Origin of the sequence: Demequina sp. NBRC 110051, assembly GCF_002090055.1 — a bacterium.
Classification (GTDB): domain Bacteria; phylum Actinomycetota; class Actinomycetes; order Actinomycetales; family Demequinaceae; genus Demequina.
Genome location: NZ_BBRH01000019.1, coordinates 1 through 16,938 on the forward strand (window position 1 = coordinate 1; position 16,938 = coordinate 16,938).

A 16,938-nucleotide genomic window follows, 5' to 3' on the forward strand; every position below is an offset into this window, starting at 1 on the left:
GTCATTCAACGAAGAGCCGCCCCGATGATGGGGCGGCTCTTCGCATTTGTAGGCACAATTGCATCGAGCCGGGGCGCCCACTGCCCCACCGAACGGAGCACCACCACCATGGCTGACGACGACAAGCGAGACGAGCGCGCGCCGCGCGACCGCGATGACCGTGCACGGCGTTCTGACCGTCCTCAGCAGGGCGGATATCGACGCTATGAGCGTGACGGCGGCCAGGGGCGTCCGTCGGGTGACCGGGATGGTCAGCGTTCCGGCGGTTACCGGGGTGAGAGCCGGGGTGGCTCGCGTCCCTCTGGCGACCGGGATGGTCAGCGTTCCGGCGGTTACCGGGGTGAGAGCCGGGGTGGCTCGCGTCCCTCTGGCGACCGGGATGGTCAGCGTTCCGGCGGTTACCGGGGTGAGAGCCGGGGTGGCTCGCGTCCCTCTGGTGGCGGCGACGGTTACCGGCGTTACGACCGTGACTCCCGCGATGGCGGTGAGCGTCGCTCTGGTGGCTACCAGGGCAATCGTGACTCCCGTGACGGTGGTGAGCGTCGTTCTGGTGGCTACCAGGGGCGTCCGTCGGGTGACCGGGATGGTCAGCGTTCCGGCGGTTACCGTGGCGACAACCGTGGAGGTTCGCGTCCTACTGGTGGTGGCGACGGTTACCGTCGTTACGACCGTGACTCCCGTGACGGTGGTGAGCGTCGCTCTGGTGGCTACCAGGGGCGTCCGTCGGGTGACCGGGATGGTCAGCGTTCCGGCGGTTACCGTGGCGACAACCGTGGAGGTTCGCGTCCTACTGGTGGTGGCGACGGCTACCGGCGCTACGACCGCGACTCCCGTGACGGTGGTGAGCGCGGCGGTTTCCGTCGCGACGCGGTGCGCCGCGACGACCGTCGCACCGAACGTGAGGACGGCTCACGCCGCGGCGACCGCAGCACCAACCGTCCCGCCATTGAGGTGCCCGAGATCCCCGAAGAGATTTCGATTGGCCAGCTCGACCGCACTGTGCGCGCACGGCTGCGCACCCTCAGCAAGGACAATGCCGAGGATGTGGGCCGTCACCTCGTGATGGCCGGCATGCTCATGGACATTGATCCGGAGCGTGCCTACAAGCACGCACAGGTCGCTGCACAGCGCGCGGGACGCGTTGACGTGGTCCGCGAGGCCGCGGCACTGACCGCCTACGCGACCGGTCGCTACGCCGAAGCGCTGCGTGAGCTTCGCACAGTGCGCCGTCTCAACGGCTCCCACGAGCACCTGCCACTCATGGCGGACTGCGAGCGCGGTCTCGGTCGGCCCGAGCGCGCTATCGCGCTCGCACGCGAGCCCGAGGCCGCTCAACTCGACCCGCACACGCGAGTGGAGTTGGACATCGTGGTGGCCGGTGCGCGCGTTGACATGGGTGACGCCGAGGCCGCCTTGGTGATGCTCGGTCGCCTTGAGACGAAGGACCCCGACCTCGCGGTCCGCATCGCGGGCGCGCGGGTCGAGGCGCTGCGCGCGCTCGGCCGCACCGACGAGGCCGACGTACTGTCCGGGACGCTTCCCGTTCCCGCGCCCGTCGAGGACCCGTGGGCGGACGAGATCACCCTGTATGACGTCGCAGAGCTTCCCGAGCCAGAGGAAGACGACTACCTGGACGACGATGAGGCTGAGGCTGAGGCTGAGGCTGAGGCTGAGGCTGAGGCTGAGGCTGAGGCTGAGGCTGAGGCTGAGCCCGAACCCGACCTCGAGGTCGAGGTCGAGGACGTCGACGCCGAGGACAGCGACGGCGACGGCTCCGACGCGGGGGAGGAGCGCGCGTGAGCGGCCTGCTCGGCACCGACGTCCCGCTATTCGAGGCGCACGATGCAGCGCTCGTTGACCTTGACGGCGTCGCCTACCGTGGGCCTCACGCCATCCCGACGGCGCCGGCGGGTCTCGCCGCGGCGCGCGCCGCTGGCATGCGCATCGTGTTTGTGACCAACAACGCCAGCCGCGAGCCCGGGACGGTCGCCTCGCACCTCACGGAGTTGGGCATGCCCACCGAGACCCACGAGGTGCTGACCGCGGCGCAGGCGGTGGCCCGCATGGTCGCCGAGGAACTTCCCGCGGGCTCGCCCATCTTGGTGGTTGGAGGCCAGGGTCTCCGCACCGCGCTGACCGAGGTGGGTATGACGCTCGTGGACTCGGCCGACCCGACGCCCGCTGCGGTGGTGCAAGGATTCCACCCTGAGGTGTCGTGGAACGACTTCGCCGAGGCGTCTTACGCGATCACGGCGGGCGCGAAGTTCTTCGCCTCGAACCGCGATCTCACCATTCCCAATCATCGGGGCACCGCGCCGGGCAACGGCGCGCTCGTCAATGTGGTGGTCACCGCCACCGGCGTGGAGCCGCCGAGCGCGGGGAAACCCGAGCCGGAGATGTTCCGACTCGCGGCCAAGCAGGCCGAATCGGCGCGCCCGATGGTGATCGGCGACCGCCTCGACACCGACCTCAAGGGCGGCAACGCCGCCGGCATCCCGGGACTGATGGTCCTCACTGGTGTCAACGATGGGCGCGACGCCATTCTCGCGCCCGCGGACCAGCGTCCGTCGTACATCGGCCGTGACCTGGGCTGCCTTGCCCACCCCCACCCGGCCCCCAAGCGGGACGGCGACCGCTGGAAGGTGCGTGAGGCATCGGCCCGCGTCGTGGACGGACGCCTCATGGTGCACGGTGACGACGAGTTGGACCGTCTGCGCGCGGCGTGCGCAGCGGCGTGGGAGGCCGCAGACGCCGGAGAGACCGTGAGTATTGAGGGTGTGGACCGCATCGGAGTAGCCTCATGACCATGGGCGAGATTAACGAGCACCGCGAGCCGCTGGGCGAGGTCGACTACCCCGCCGAGGTGAAGGCCGCGCTGCAGGCGGTGACCGAGGTACCCGAGGACCTGGATCAGCAGGCCGAGTACTTCGAGCGGATCCAGACGTCGCTGTCGAACCGCCTGCGCGACGACCAGTAGATGCGACTTGACCGCGCGCTCGCCGAGCGTGCTTTGGCCCGGTCGCGCTCCCACGCTCAAGAACTGATCGCCGCCGGCGCGGTCACCGTCGACGGACGCGCCGTCTCGAAGCCGTCCCTGGACGTCAGCGACAGCGCGGACATCGTGGTGACGGGCGACGCGGCCCGGTACGTGTCGCGTGCGGCGCACAAATTGGTCGGCGCGCTCGAGCGCTGCATGCCCCTGGGGCTGACGGTGCAGGGAACCTATGCGCTCGACGCTGGCGCGTCCACGGGTGGGTTCACGCAGGTGCTCCTCGAGCACGGCGCCGCACACGTGCGCGCGGTCGATGTGGGCCACGACCAGCTCGCTCCGAGCGTGCGTGAGGACCCCCACGTCACCCACGTCGAGGGGCTGAACGTGCGCTACCTGAGCGCGGATGACGAGGGTGCGGGCGTCGCGCTCGTGGTCTCCGACCTGTCGTTCATCTCGTTGCCGATCGTGATCCCTGCCTTGGTGGATTTCGCGGCGGCCGATGCGGATTTTCTGTTGATGGTCAAGCCTCAGTTTGAGTTGGGTCGCCGTGCGCTGACCGGACGAGGTGTGGTCGCCGACCCGCGCGACCGCGCCCGGGCGGTGACCGGCGTGGCCGCGGCGATGGAGGCATCGGGCCTGGTCATTCACGAGGTTGCCCGCAGCGCCCTGCCGGGGCCCGAGGGCAATGTGGAGTTCTTCGTGTGGGGCTCGGGAGCATGGCAGGCTAGGGGGCAGCAGCCCGACAGAAGCGGCCGTCCCGTGCTCACGGGCGGTGCGCTCAGCGACCGCATCGAGGAGGAGGCCCTCGCCGTATGAGCCGCACGATCCTGATCGTCTCTAACCCGCACCGTGCGCAGACGCTCGAGGCGGGCGCGGAGGTCGCGCGCGCTCTCGAGGATGCGGGCATCGCGGTCTGCACTTCGCTCAGCGCCGTGCCACGTGACGATGTCGAGGCGGCCATCGTGCTCGGTGGCGACGGCACCATGCTGCACGCCGCCCACCTGACGCACGGCACGGGCATCCCGCTGCTCGGGGTGAACCTGGGACGCGTGGGGTTCCTGGCCGAACTTGAGCGCGATGACGTGGTGGCGGCGGCCGACCGGCTCGCGCGCGGCGACTACACGATCGAGGAACGCCGCACCCTCAGCGCCACCGTGCGGCGCCCCGACGGTTCCGTCGAGTCCGGGTGGGCGCTCAATGAGGCCACGCTCGAACGCGTCAACCGCCTGCGCACCCTCGAGGTCGCGGTCGCGGTCGATTCGCGTCCGCTGTCCTCATTCGGTTGCGACGGCGTGGTGATCGCGACGGCGACGGGCTCCACGGCGCACGCGTTCTCCGCGGGTGGTCCCGTGATCTGGCCCAACGTCGACGCGCTGCTGATGGTGCCCCTCGCCGCCCACGCGCTCTTCGCGCGACCGCTGGTGGTGGGGCCCGATTCGGTGTTCACGCTTGAAGTGGTGGCTTCATCGGAGGCGGACGGCCAGGTGGTGCTCGACGGCGCGCGTTCGCTCGCGATGCCGCCCGGCAGCAGGCTCGAGGTGCGTCGCGGCCACGAGATCGTGCGCCTGGCGCGCATGTCCGCGGCGCCCTTCACCGAGCGCCTTGTACAGAAGTTCAACCTGCCCACCAATGGCTGGCGCGGCGAGCGAGGGCAGACCACGCCCATCGGCCATGAGATCGGCGTGCACGGACGGGCCACCCGCCATGCCCTCCAGGACCTAGTTCCGCCGTTCGACGGTGTCGAGGCCGCCGGCGAGGACGCCTGACGTGCTGCATGAGCTGAGCATTGCCGACCTCGGCGTCATCGAGTCGGCGCGCATCGAGCTGGGGCCGGGCCTGACCTGCGTCACCGGCGAGACGGGCGCGGGCAAGACGATGGTGCTGACCGGCCTGGGGCTCATCCTGGGCGCCAAGACCGTGCCGGCCACCGTGCGATCCGGTGCCGACGCGGCCCTCGCGGAGGCGATCCTCGACATCCCGCCGGCCTCCGACGCCGCCGCTCAGCTCGAGGACGCGGCCGTGAGGCTCGAGGAGGACGGCACCGTCATCGTGGCCCGCACCGTCGGCGCCACGACCCGCTCGCGCACCGTGATCGGTGGACGCACCGTGCCGCAGTCGCTCCTGGCGGACATCGCGGGCGACCTGGTGACCGTGCACGGCCAGTCGGATCAGGTGCGTCTGCGCTCGAGCGCACGCCAGCGCGACACCTTGGACGCGCACGGCGATGTCTCGCATCGCGGCGTGCTCGCCGCGTATCGCGAGGCATGGCAGGACTGGACCGAGGCTTCGGCTGCCCTGGCCGCCATGGAGGAGGGTGCCGAGGCCGAGCGCGCGGAGGTGGCGCGGCTGCGCGACGACCTCGCGGCGGTGGACGCCCTCGGGCCCGAGCCGGGCGAGGACGCGCAGCTCGAGGCGGAGGTGCGCGTGCTCGAGAATGCCGAGGCTGTCCGCACCGGCGCGGCCGGAGCCCACGAACTGATCGCCGGCGACCAGGAGTTCACCGTCGTCGCCGCCATCGAATCGGCACGCCGCGCGCTCGCCGATGCGGCCCGTCACGACGACCGCCTCGCGGACTACGAGCGGCGCCTCGCGGACTTCTCGTACGGGGCGTCAGACGTGGCGACGGAACTGGCGTCCTACCTGGACGGGCTGGACGCGGACCCCGCGCGGCTCGACGAGATCCACGCGCGCCGCTCGGACCTCGCGGGACTCATGCGGCGCCTCGGAGTACCCGACCTCGACGGAGTGCTGGCTTACGCCGAGCGCGCGCGCCCCCGCGTGGCCGCCGACGACGACTGGGACGCGACCCTGGACGCGCGCCGCGACGCGGCGCGCCGGGCGCGCGCCGCGCTCGACGACGCCGCCGCGGCCCTCCATGACTCTCGCACCGCCGTGGCCGGGTCCCTCGCGAGCGCCGTCGACGCGGAACTGGGCCGCCTCGCGATGCCCGACGCCTCCGTGCGTATCGACGTCACGCCCGCCGACCCGGCGGCACACGGCGCTGACGCGATCGCCTTCACTCTCGCCTCGCATCCCGGCGCGCCGCACCGGCCCATCGCCGATGCCGCCTCGGGAGGCGAGCTGTCGCGCATCATGCTTGCGCTCGAGGTGTCGCTCGCCGCTCACGGCGCCGACGAACCGCGCACCTTCGTGTTCGACGAGGTCGACGCGGGCGTGGGAGGCAAGGCGGCGATCGCGGTGGGCAACCGCCTTGCCGAGCTGGCCCGCACCCACCAGGTGATCGTCGTCACCCACCTCGCCCAGGTCGCCGCCTTCGCCGACGCTCACGTGGTCGTGGCGAAGACCACCGATGGGGCGGTCACCCGCGCGCAGGTCTCACGCGTCGACGGGGACGCCCGCGTGGAAGAGATCGCGCGGCTGCTGTCGGGCCAAGAGGAGTCATCTGCCGCACGCGCCCACGCGCTTGAGCTGTTGGAGGCATCCCGCGTGGCACGATGAGGCCATGAGTCGTACCGTGTCGAAGGGTGGCGCGGGCGACGGCACCATCGTCGGACCCGTGCGCGTCGATCACACCGTTACCGCCCTCATGCGTCATCTGCGCAAGGGCGACATCGCGGTGGTCGACGTCATGGACCTCGATCAGCGTTCCGCCGAGGCCTTGGTCTCGGCGCAGCCAGCCGCCGTCGTCAACGCCCGCCCGTCCATCTCCGGCCGCTATCCCGCTGGCGGTCCGCGCGTCCTGCTCGACGCCGGAATTCCGCTGATCGATGCCGCCGGACCCTCCGTGCTGGACCTCAAGGACGGCGCCACCGCCACCATCACCGGGGGCGACATCGCCGTCGCGGATACCGTGGTGGCATCCGGCACCGTGCTGGACGCCGACGCCCTGGTCGAGGCAATGCGAGGCGCCGCCGACGGCATGCGCGTGCAGCTCCAGATGTTCACCGCGAACGCCATGGAGCAGGTGCTCCACGAGGGCGACGTGCTCCTTGAGGGCCAGGGACTGCCGGCCATCGGAGTGGACCTCACCGGGCGCCACGTCGTGGTGGTCGCCCCTGGCTATCGCCATCGCGAGCAGTTGCGCGAGATCCGGCGCTATCTGCGCGACGTCCGTCCCGTGGTGATCGCCGTCGATCAGGCGGCCGATGCCGCACTTGACCTGGGTCCGGCCGCCACCGTGCTGGTGGGAGACCTCGAGACGATGGGGGAGGGTGCGCTCAGCGCCGCCTCCCACGCCGTGGTCCACTCGCCGCGCGGCGGTGACGGTGGACGCGCCCGCGCCGAGGCGCTCGGCATCGACCACACGCAGGCGGAGTCCGGGCTGTCGGCCGTGGACCTCGCGATCCTGATCGCTCACGCCGGCGGCGCCGAGGTGATCGTCACGGTCGGCGTGGACGCCCGCTTGATGGACTTCCTCGAGGCGCCTCAGGGCGACACCGCCGGAACGTTCCTCGCGCGCCTCAGCGCCGGCGGTTCGCTTGTCGACGCGACCACCCTTGCCCTCGTCTATCGACACCGCTTCAGCGCATGGTCCCTGATAGCCCTGGTCGCCGCGGCCTTCGCCGCGCTGGGGGCGGCCATCTGGGTCACCCCTGGTGGTCGAGCATGGGTCGGGGACGGGTGGACCGCGCTCACCTCGTGGATCGGAGTGGGCTGATGAAGGACTTCCGCTACCACGTGGTGTCCCTGACGGCGGTGTTCCTTGCGCTCGCCATCGGCGTGGTGCTGGGCTCGGGCCCCATGCGCACCGCGCTCGTGGGCGAACAGGACGAGCGCATCGCGACGCTCGAGGAGGATCTCGCCGCGGCCGATGACGAGATCGCCGGACAGCGCGACGAGGCTCTCGCGGGGGAGCAGTACGCCGACGAGACTGCCGCCGGGCTCCTGCCCGGAGCGCTCGAGGGAACCTCCGTCGCAGTGATCTCGGTGGGAGAGCCCGCCGAGGCCGACGTCGCCGCTCTGGGCGAGCGCCTGGTGCAGTCCGGCGCCGCCGTCGCGGGCCAGGTGACGCTCGGCGAGGCTTGGACCGACCCGGCTCAGGCGGCCTTCCGCAACTCGCTGGCATCGACTCTCGCGCCCAACCTCGTGGGAGTCGACACCGACGCCGCGCCCAACATCGTCCTGGGCCACGCGCTGGCGCAGGCGCTGATGCCGGGGGCAGGCCCTGCCGCCGACGACGACGGCGACGCGGGCGAGCGTGCGGGCCTGTTGCTCGAACTCCTCACGGAGTCCGAGATGATCAGCGGCTCCGTCACGGGAGACGTGACTGGCGTCGTGATGGCGGCCGGTACGGGCGCCGACGACGTCGAAGACCGGACCACGGCGTCGGTCGCCTACGCGGACGTCGCGGGAGTGCTCGCCGACTACGCACAGGGCGTCGCGGTCGCCTCGGGCGTCGACCACGAGGGAGACGTGCCGAGCGCGGTACGGAACTCGCCCACAGCATCGGCCCTGGTCACGACTGTAGTGACGGGGCTCGACTATTACGGACGCATCACCACGCCGCTCGCGCTCGCGCAGAATATCGCGGGTGAGGTGGCGACCTACGGGCCCGGCGACGGACGGAGCATGCTGCCCTAGCGCGGGTGTCGGGGCGCGCGCGAGGCCCGTTCGGTGTTAGAGTTGAAGCCCGTGGAGCGAACTCGAATCTCGTCCGGCACGGACCACGTCACACGGCACATCTTCGTCACCGGAGGCGTCGTCTCGTCTCTCGGTAAGGGCCTCAGCGCATCGTCGCTCGGCCGCCTTCTGCGCTCGCGCGGCCTGCGCGTTACCATGCAGAAGCTTGACCCGTATCTCAACGTGGACCCGGGCACCATGAACCCGTTCCAGCACGGCGAGGTCTTCGTGACCGACGACGGCGCGGAGACGGACCTCGACATCGGCCACTACGAGCGCTTCCTCGACGTCCAGCTGGGCGCCTCGTCGAACGTCACGACCGGCCAGGTGTACTCGCAGGTCATCGCCAAGGAGCGCCGCGGCGAGTACCTGGGCGACACCGTCCAGGTCATTCCTCACATCACCGACGAGATCAAGCGCCGCATGCGCGATCAGGCGGGTCCCGACTGCGACGTCATCATCACCGAGGTGGGTGGCACCGTGGGCGACATCGAGTCGCAGCCGTTCCTCGAGGCCGCCCGTCAGGTGCGCCACGACGTGGGCCGCGACCACGTGTTCTTCCTCCACATCTCCCTGGTGCCGTACATCGGCCCCTCGGGCGAGCAGAAGACCAAGCCCACCCAGCACTCGGTGGCCGCGCTGCGCTCGATCGGTATCCAGCCCGACGCACTCGTGCTGCGCTCGGACCGCGAGGTGCCCGCGTCGGTCAAGGCGAAGGTCGCGCTCATGTGTGACGTCGAGCCCGACGCCGTCGTCAACGCCGTTGACGCCCCGTCGATCTACGACATCCCCAAGGTGCTGCACTCGGAGGGCCTCGACGCCTACGTGGTGCGCCGCCTCAACCTGCCCTTCCACGATGTGGAGTGGGGCGCGTGGGATGACCTGCTCACGCGCGTGCACCGTCCCAAGGACGAGGTCGAGGTCGCTCTGGTCGGCAAGTACATCGACCTGCCCGACGCCTACCTGTCGGTGAGCGAGGCGCTGCGCGCCGGCGGCTTCCACCACAAGACGCGCGTCAAGCTGCGCTGGGTCGCCTCCGACACCTGCCAGAGCCCCGAGGACGCCGAGCGCGCTCTGGGCGGCGTCGACGCGGTGTTGGTGCCCGGTGGATTCGGCGTGCGCGGCGTGGACGGCAAGATCGGCGCGCTGCGCTGGGCCCGCGAGAACAAGGTGCCCACGCTCGGCATCTGCCTCGGCCTGCAGACCATGGTCATGGAGTACGCGCGCAACGTGGTGGGTCTCGAGGGTGCCTCGAGCTCCGAGTTCGACCCCGACACGCAGTACCCCGTCGTCGCGACGATGGAGGAGCAACTCGCGATCGTCGACGGCCAGGGAGACCTGGGCGGCACCATGCGTCTGGGCGAGTACCAGGCGGTCCTCAAGGAGGGCTCCGTCGCGGCCGAGACCTACGGCACCACCACCGTGGGCGAGCGCCACCGTCACCGCTACGAGGTCAACAACAAGTACCGCGCGCAGCTCGAGGAGGCCGGCCTGGTCGTCTCGGGCGAGTCGCCCGACCGCGAGCTCGTCGAGTTCGTGGAGCTCCCGCGCGACGTGCACCCGTACTACATCTCGACGCAGGCTCACCCCGAGTTCCTGTCGCGTCCCACCAAGGCACACCCGCTGTTCGCGGGCCTCGTGGGTGCGGCCCTCGAGCGCCAGCGCGGCGCCGAGGTCGCGGCCCCGGTCGCGACGGCCTAAGCCTGCATGTCACTCGCCGACGTCCCCGGGCCTCGCCGCGTCACCGCCACGCATGAGCGGTTCGCAGGCAAGGTCTGGGACGTCGCGAGCGACGAGGTCGACCTAGGCGACGGCCGTGTGGTGACGCGTGACTACGTGCGTCACACGGGCGCCGTGGTCATCGTCGCGCTCGACGATGACGGACGCGTGTACCTGGTGCGTCAGTACCGCCACCCCGTGGGTGCCGAGTGCTGGGAGCCGCCTGCCGGCCTGCTCGACATGGCGGGGGAGAGCCCCGTGGACGCCGCCGCGCGTGAGCTGCACGAGGAGGCCGATCTCACCGCGGCCACCTGGCACACGCTCGTGGACTACTACCCCTCCGGGGGAGGCAGCTCCGAGGCGGTGCGAGTGTTCCTCGCGCGGGGCCTGGCCGCGGTGCCCGAGTCCGAGCGCCACACCCGCGAGGACGAGGAGGCCGACATGGTCGGCGCCTGGGTGCCGCTGGCCGATGCCGTGGCGGCAGTTCTCGACGGTCGCGTCCACGCGTCGTCGGCCGCCGTGGGGTTGCTGGCCGCCGACCGTGCCTCACGCGACAGCTTCAGCTCGCTTCGGCCGGCCGATGCGCCGTGGCAGCGTCCGGAGGCGACGCGGCTCGTCAGGAACTGACGACCTCAGGGGCGAAGCCCGCCTCACGTAGAGCCTGCAGCACGTCGCCCTGATGGTTGGGGCCGCGCGTCTCGACGCTGATCTGCAGCACCACGTCGGTCACCGTCAGCCCCAGATCGTGGCGGGTGTGAAGCACCTCGATGACGTTGGCGCCCACCCGCGCAAGCAGGTCGCTGACCTGAGCGAGCTGTCCGGGGCGGTCCGGCAGCGGAATGCGCAGCGTCATGTAGCGCCCGGAGGCGACCAGGCCCTGGCCCACGATGCGCTGGAGCAGAAGCGGGTCGATGTTGCCGCCCGACAGCAGCGCCACGGTGGGCCCGGTGGGGGTCACGAGCCCCGCGAGGATCGCGGCGACCGCGACGGCGCCCGCTGGCTCGACCACCAGCTTGGTGCGCTCCAGGATGGTCAGGACGGCGCGCGCGATGTCGTCCTCGTCGACGGTGACGATCTCGTCGACCAGGTCGCGGATGAGGGGGAAGGTGTGGACGCCGGGGCGCGCGACGGCGATGCCGTCCGCGATGGTGGCACGGCGCTCGATGGCGACGGGATGCCCCGCGACGAGGGACGGCGGGTACGAGGCGGATTGCGCGGCCTGGACGCCGACCACGCGGATCTCGCGGCCCTGAGCCTTGGCCCAGGACTTCACCGCAACGGCGATTCCGGCGATGAGGCCGCCGCCGCCGATCGGGACGATGACCGTCTGCACGTCGGGCACGTCGGCGACGATCTCGAGCCCGATGGTGCCCTGGCCCGCGATCACGTCGGCATGGTCGAAGGGGTGGATCATCACGGCGCCGGTGCGCTCCGCGTGCGCGAGCGCCAGCTCGAGGCAGTCGTCCACGGTGGCGCCATCGGTGATGACGGTGGCGCCGTAGCCCTTGGTCGCGAGCAGCTTGGGAACGGGCGCTCCAAGCGGCATGTAGATGGTCGCCTCGATGCCCAGCTGCTTCGCCGCAAACGCCACTCCCTGGGCGTGGTTGCCTGCGGACGCCGCGACGACGCCGCGGGAACGCTCCTCGGCGGACAGCCGTGACAGGCGATAGGTGGCACCACGGAGCTTGAACGACCCGGTGCGCTGGAGATTCTCCAGCTTCATGTACGTCGGCACGCCCGTGAGATCGCTGAGGTACGAGGCATGATCGATGGGCGTGTGCTGAGCGACGCCCGCGAGCGCCGCCGCGGCGGCCTCGATGTGGGCGAGGGTGACGTCGTGATCGCTCATGCGCGCGTTCCCGTCTTGAGGAGGTAGTGGCTCGCGGAGTGCGCCGCGGCGAAAGCGCCCAGCCCGACGAGGTGGAGTGCCACCAGGACCTCCGGCAGCCCCGTGAAGTACTGGATGTAGCCGATGAGGCCCTGCGCGAGCGTGACGAGGGCGAGTACCGCCCACGCCTTGCGGACCTCGTCGCGCTCTGCCGCGCTGCGGTCGCGGCGCACGCGCCATACCAGTGCGGCGAACAGCGCGATGAAGATCCACACCGACGCGGCGTGGGCACGAGCGATCAGTTCGGGATCGAGAGCGAGGCGCTCGGTCGCCTCCGCGTCCCCAGAGTGCGGGCCCGCGCCGGTGGTGAGCGCGCCGAGGAACAGGATCACGGCGACGTCGAGCGCGATGAGGCGCTGGTGCCAGATCACGGAGCTTCCCGCGCGGCGCGGCGCGCGGCGGAACTCGAGGGCGAGCCACACCGAGAACCACACGAGTGCGGTCGACAGCAGCAGGTGCGGTGCCACCACCAGCGGGTGCAGCTCGACCAGCACCGTGATGCCGCCCACGACGGCCTGCAGGATGATCCCGACGCCGGGGACGAGCGCCCACCACTTGAGGTCGGGGCGCGAGCGCCACACCCCGATCGCGAGCCCCAGCGCCACGATGGCGAGCACGAATGTCAGGGTCCGGTTGCCGAACTCGACGGCGGGGTGGAACCACTGTTCCGGGTGGAACTCGGGGGTGAAGCTACCGGGCTCGCACTGCGGCCAGGTGGAGCAGCCCAGGCCCGAGCCGGTGAGGCGCACCACGCCACCGGTGACGATGATGCCCGCCTGAGTGAAGATATTCGCGATCGTGAAGCCGCGCGCGTGGCGTGTGATCCAGTCCAGGACGACAGTGAGGGCGCGGCGAAGGGCGGTCAGCAGGCGGTTCGGCACCGCTCCATGGTAGTTGGCGAATGCCCGATGCCGTGGCCGCCGGGGAACCCCGGCTCACCCGCCGCGCGTTGTACCAGGGTGGTCCCCACAAAGGCGGACCTGGCGCCGAGAGCCGGCCACGGCGTCGGCCATTTTCGCAACACTCAGGTAAGGGTTCCCTTGCTTGCAAGGAAGTATTTGAGCAACAACAATGTTTCCTGAAACGGCTGGGCTCAGCCCACCCCACAGCGGAAGGAGAGTGACGTGGCATCTGACACCACTCGTGACCGGGTGCTAGGTCTCATCGCCTCGGCCGGTCCCATTACCGCCGCATGGCTCGCCGAGGAGCTCGGCGTCACCCCCGCGGGGGTGCGCCGCCACCTGGGTGCGCTCGTCGACGACGGGCTGATCGCGGAACAGGATCAGCCGGGCACGCATGTGCGCGGCCGCGGCCGTCCCGCCAAGTCCTATGTCGCCACGACAGAGGGTCAGCGATCGCTCACGACCGCCTACTCTGCGGTCGCGGTGGACGCGGTGACCTTCATGCGCGAGCACGGGAACCTCGACGAATTCGTCGAGGGCAAGCTCGCCCAGTTGGAGGCGTCCGTTCGCGACAGCGTCCCCAGCGAGGCTCCCATGGACGAACGGGTGCAGGCTCTCGCCGCGGCCCTCGCTGACCAGGGTTACGCCACGTCGGTGCGCCCCGGTCCCGGCGGCTACACCGTTCAGCTGTGCCAGGGCCATTGCCCGGTCCAATCCATCGCCGAGCAGGCGCCCGAATGGTGCGAGGCCGAAACTCGCGTCTTCTCTCGCCTCCTCGACGTTCACGTCCAGCGCCTGTCGACCTTGGCAGGCGGAGCACACGTGTGCACCACGACCATCCCCGTCGCAATGGCGACGACCAAGGAAGGATGACCATGAGCACCCCTACCGACAACGCCCCCCAGGCGACCGATGAGGAGATCATCGCGTCGATCGGCGGCTACGAGTACGGATGGCACGACTCCGATGCCGCAGGCGCCCTCGCGCGCCGCGGCCTCGACGAGGACGTCGTGCGCAACATCTCGGCGCTGAAGAACGAGCCCGAGTGGATGTTGAACCTGCGCCTCAAGGGCCTGAAGATGTTCGAAAAGAAGCCCATGCCGCACTGGGGCTCTGACCTCTCCGGCATCGACTTCGACAACATCAAGTACTTTGTGCGCTCCACGGAGAAGCAGGCCACCAGCTGGGAGGACCTGCCCGAGGACATCAAGGCCACGTACGACAAGCTCGGCATCCCCGAGGCGGAGAAGCAGCGCCTGGTCGCCGGCGTCGCCGCGCAGTACGAGTCCGAGGTGGTCTACCACCAGATCCGCGAGGACCTCGAGGAGCAGGGTGTCATCTTCATGGACACCGACACCGCCCTCAAGGAGCACCCTGAGCTGTTCGAGCAGTACTTCGGCACCGTCATCCCCGTGGGTGACAACAAGTTCGCCGCGCTCAACACCTCGGTGTGGTCGGGCGGCTCGTTCGTCTACGTCCCGCCGGGCGTCCACGTCGAGATCCCGCTGCAGGCCTACTTCCGTATCAACACGGAGAACATGGGCCAGTTCGAGCGCACGCTGATCATCGCGGACGAGGGCTCGTACGTGCACTACGTCGAGGGCTGCACCGCGCCGATCTACTCGTCGGACTCGCTGCACTCCGCGGTCGTCGAGATTGTCGTCAAGAAGAACGCCCGTGTGCGCTACACGACCATCCAGAACTGGTCGAACAACGTGTACAACCTCGTCACCAAGCGTGCCACGGCCGCCGAGGGTGCCACCATGGAGTGGGTCGACGGCAACATCGGCTCGAAGGTCACCATGAAATACCCGGCGATCTACATGCTCGGCGAGCACGCTCGCGGCGAGACGCTGTCCATCGCCTTCGCGGGTGAGGGCCAGCACCAGGACGCCGGCGCCAAGATGGTGCACGCCGCCCCGAACACCTCGAGCTCGATCGTGTCGAAGTCCGTCGCCCGTGGCGGCGGCCGCACCTCGTACCGCGGCCTTGTTCAGGTCCTCGAGGGTGCCAAGAACTCCAAGTCGAACGTGCTGTGCGATGCGCTGCTCGTCGACCAGATCAGCCGCTCCGACACCTACCCCTACGTCGACGTCCGCGAGGACGACGTCCACATGGGTCACGAGGCCTCGGTCTCCAAGGTGTCCGAGGACCAGCTGTTCTACCTGATGTCCCGAGGCATGGATGAGACGGAGGCCATGGCGATGATCGTGCGCGGCTTCGTCGAGCCCATCGCGCGCGAGCTGCCCATGGAGTACGCGCTCGAGCTGAACCGCCTCATCGAACTGCAGATGGAAGGATCCGTCGGTTGACCGTCACTGACCACTCCCGAGCCACCGCCGACGCCGCGCACACGCACGGCCTTGGCACCCCCACCCCCGACGCCTCGCGCGCCGACCGTCCCACGTCCTTCGACGTGGACGCGTTCACCGTGCCCACGGGCCGCGAGGAGGAGTGGCGCTTCTCGCCGCTCAAGGACATCAAGCCGATGCTGGCCGACCAGGCCACCGACGGTCACCTTGAGTGGGACGTGCCCGCCCTTCCCGAGGGTGTCACGCTGACCGAGGTGTCGCCGGCCGACGCCCGCGAGCGTTCCGTTCGTGCGCCCGGCGACCGTGCCTCGGCCGTCGCCGCCGCCCACGCGGGTGGCGCCATGGCGCTCACGATCGCCCCCAACACGGTGGTCGACGAGCCCATCCAGATCACCGTCACCGGTCGCGGCGAGGACGTGCGCGGCCACCTGCTGGTCGAGGCGGGTGCCTCGTCCGAGGCGACCGTCATCATCGAGCGTCGCGGCACGGCCACGTACTCCGAGTTCGTGTCGGTGGATCTCGCCGACAACGCGGGCCTCAACCTGGTTCTCCTGCAGCTGTGGGATGAGGACGCCGTCCACGCCGGTGAGGTCGTCGCCCGCCTGGGCCGCGACTCGCGCCTGCGCGGCTCCGTCGTCACGCTCGGCGGCAAGGCCGTGCGCCTGAACACCTCTGCGGCTTTCGCGGGCGAGGGTGCCTCGGTGGACCTTTTCGGCCTGTACTTCGCCGACTCGGGTCAGCACCAGGAGCACCAGCTCTTCGTGGACCACGCGGTGCCGCGCTGCACCTCGCGCGTGACCTACAAGGGCGCGCTCGCCGGCGCGACCGCCCGTACCGTGTGGATTGGCGACGTGCTGATCCGCAAGGAGGCCGAGGAGACCGACACCTACGAGCTCAACCGCAACCTGGTCCTCACGGACGGCGCGCGCGCGGACTCGGTGCCGAACCTCGAGATCGAGACCGGCGAGATCGCCGGCGCCGGTCACGCGTCCGCCACGGGTCGCTTCGACGACGAGCAGATGTTCTACCTGCGCTCGCGTGGCATCTCCGAGGAGGAGGCCCGCAAGCTGGTGGTGCGCGGCTTCTTCGCCGACCTCATCCAGGAGATCGGCGTGCCGACCGTCGAGGAGTCGCTCATGAAGGCGATCGACCTCGAGCTCGAGCACGTCAACGAGGAGCTCGCGGAGGAGCACGCGTGAGCGAGCAGCTCGCGTGCATGGTGACGGACCTCGCGCCCGGTAGCGCGATGGACGTCGACCTCACCCTCGAGTCCGGAGCGGACACCCCTGTCGCCGTGGTGCGCACCGACGATGGCGACTTCTACGCCATTGGCGGCATGTGCACTCACGGCGAGGTGCCGCTGGGCGAGGGCGACGTCGAGGGCTGCTTCGTCGAATGCTGGGCCCACGGGTCCCGTTTCGACGTGCGCACCGGCGTGCCCGACGAGCTGCCCGCGGTCACTCCCGTGGCCACCTATCCCGTTCGTGTTGACGGCGAGCGCGTGCTCGTGGACGTCGACAACCCCACGTCTTAAGAAGTGAATCA

16 protein-coding genes are annotated in these 16,938 nt (G+C 70.2%); 14 read left to right on the forward strand and 2 right to left on the reverse strand.

Annotation, left to right across the window (positions count from 1 at the left end; genetic code table 11):
• Positions 1–870 precede the first annotated feature (870 nt).
• The 10 genes from B7K20_RS13100 to B7K20_RS11390 are packed head-to-tail and all read left to right on the forward strand — an operon-like array spanning position 871 to position 10,918.
• The gene (locus B7K20_RS13100) at positions 871–1,800 is read left to right on the forward strand and encodes a hypothetical protein (protein WP_159449401.1); all 930 of its coding nucleotides are present in this window, start codon (positions 871–873) and stop codon (positions 1,798–1,800) included.
• Positions 1,797–2,804 (forward strand): HAD-IIA family hydrolase, encoded by a 1,008-nt coding sequence (locus B7K20_RS11360; RefSeq protein ID WP_084102643.1) that lies wholly within the window; start codon positions 1,797–1,799, stop codon positions 2,802–2,804. Before B7K20_RS13100 ends, B7K20_RS11360 begins: the two co-directional genes overlap by 4 nt.
• Positions 2,805–2,806: 2 nt before the next feature.
• On the forward strand, positions 2,807–2,977 hold the full coding sequence (locus B7K20_RS13105; protein WP_159449402.1) for a hypothetical protein: 171 nt from the start codon (positions 2,807–2,809) through the stop codon (positions 2,975–2,977).
• Positions 2,978–3,808: a TlyA family RNA methyltransferase gene (locus B7K20_RS11365; RefSeq protein ID WP_084102644.1), complete on the forward strand. Its 831-nt coding sequence runs from the start codon at positions 2,978–2,980 to the stop codon at positions 3,806–3,808.
• Positions 3,805–4,758 (forward strand): NAD kinase, encoded by a 954-nt coding sequence (locus B7K20_RS11370; RefSeq protein WP_084102645.1) that lies wholly within the window; start codon positions 3,805–3,807, stop codon positions 4,756–4,758. Before B7K20_RS11365 ends, B7K20_RS11370 begins: the two co-directional genes overlap by 4 nt.
• A 1-nt stretch (position 4,759) precedes the next feature.
• A complete protein-coding gene (gene recN / locus B7K20_RS11375) occupies positions 4,760–6,451 on the forward strand; it encodes a DNA repair protein RecN (RefSeq protein WP_084102646.1) in 1,692 nt (563 codons plus the stop codon).
• A gap of 4 nt (positions 6,452–6,455) precedes the next feature.
• Complete coding sequence (gene steA / locus B7K20_RS12985; RefSeq protein ID WP_144018661.1) at positions 6,456–7,610, forward strand: putative cytokinetic ring protein SteA; 1,155 nt, start codon at positions 6,456–6,458, stop codon at positions 7,608–7,610.
• Positions 7,610–8,533, forward strand: coding sequence for a copper transporter (locus B7K20_RS11380; RefSeq protein WP_159449403.1), 924 nt, complete (start codon positions 7,610–7,612; stop codon positions 8,531–8,533). The genes steA and B7K20_RS11380 overlap by 1 nt, the downstream gene beginning before the upstream one ends.
• 51 nt (positions 8,534–8,584) lie before the next feature.
• Positions 8,585–10,273, forward strand: coding sequence for a CTP synthase (locus tag B7K20_RS11385; protein WP_084102648.1), 1,689 nt, complete (start codon positions 8,585–8,587; stop codon positions 10,271–10,273).
• A gap of 6 nt (positions 10,274–10,279) precedes the next feature.
• Positions 10,280–10,918, forward strand: a complete 639-nt coding sequence (locus tag B7K20_RS11390; protein ID WP_084102649.1) for an NUDIX hydrolase — start codon at positions 10,280–10,282, stop codon at positions 10,916–10,918.
• Here the strand turns inward: B7K20_RS11390 and ilvA are convergent.
• Both ilvA and B7K20_RS11400 read right to left on the reverse strand, forming a co-directional pair.
• Complete coding sequence (gene ilvA, locus B7K20_RS11395) at positions 10,908–12,140, reverse strand: threonine ammonia-lyase (protein ID WP_084102650.1); 1,233 nt, start codon at positions 12,138–12,140, stop codon at positions 10,908–10,910. The genes B7K20_RS11390 and ilvA overlap by 11 nt on opposite strands.
• Positions 12,137–13,060, reverse strand: coding sequence for a heme A synthase (locus tag B7K20_RS11400; RefSeq protein ID WP_084102651.1), 924 nt, complete (start codon positions 13,058–13,060; stop codon positions 12,137–12,139). The genes ilvA and B7K20_RS11400 overlap by 4 nt, the downstream gene beginning before the upstream one ends.
• A gap of 243 nt (positions 13,061–13,303) precedes the next feature.
• Here B7K20_RS11400 and B7K20_RS11405 point away from each other — a divergent pair, with 243 nt between their 5' ends.
• Genes B7K20_RS11405 through B7K20_RS11420 form a run of 4 tightly spaced genes read left to right on the forward strand, consistent with a single transcriptional unit; the run spans position 13,304 to position 16,927 of the window.
• Positions 13,304–13,954 (forward strand): metalloregulator ArsR/SmtB family transcription factor, encoded by a 651-nt coding sequence (locus B7K20_RS11405; RefSeq protein WP_084102652.1) that lies wholly within the window; start codon positions 13,304–13,306, stop codon positions 13,952–13,954.
• A 2-nt stretch (positions 13,955–13,956) separates the two neighbouring features.
• Positions 13,957–15,393, forward strand: a complete 1,437-nt coding sequence (gene sufB, locus B7K20_RS11410; protein ID WP_084102694.1) for a Fe-S cluster assembly protein SufB — start codon at positions 13,957–13,959, stop codon at positions 15,391–15,393.
• Positions 15,390–16,592: a Fe-S cluster assembly protein SufD gene (sufD, locus tag B7K20_RS11415; protein WP_234985815.1), complete on the forward strand. Its 1,203-nt coding sequence runs from the start codon at positions 15,390–15,392 to the stop codon at positions 16,590–16,592. The genes sufB and sufD overlap by 4 nt, the downstream gene beginning before the upstream one ends.
• Positions 16,589–16,927, forward strand: a complete 339-nt coding sequence (locus tag B7K20_RS11420) for a non-heme iron oxygenase ferredoxin subunit (RefSeq protein ID WP_084102654.1) — start codon at positions 16,589–16,591, stop codon at positions 16,925–16,927. The genes sufD and B7K20_RS11420 overlap by 4 nt, the downstream gene beginning before the upstream one ends.
• Positions 16,928–16,938 lie beyond the last annotated feature (11 nt).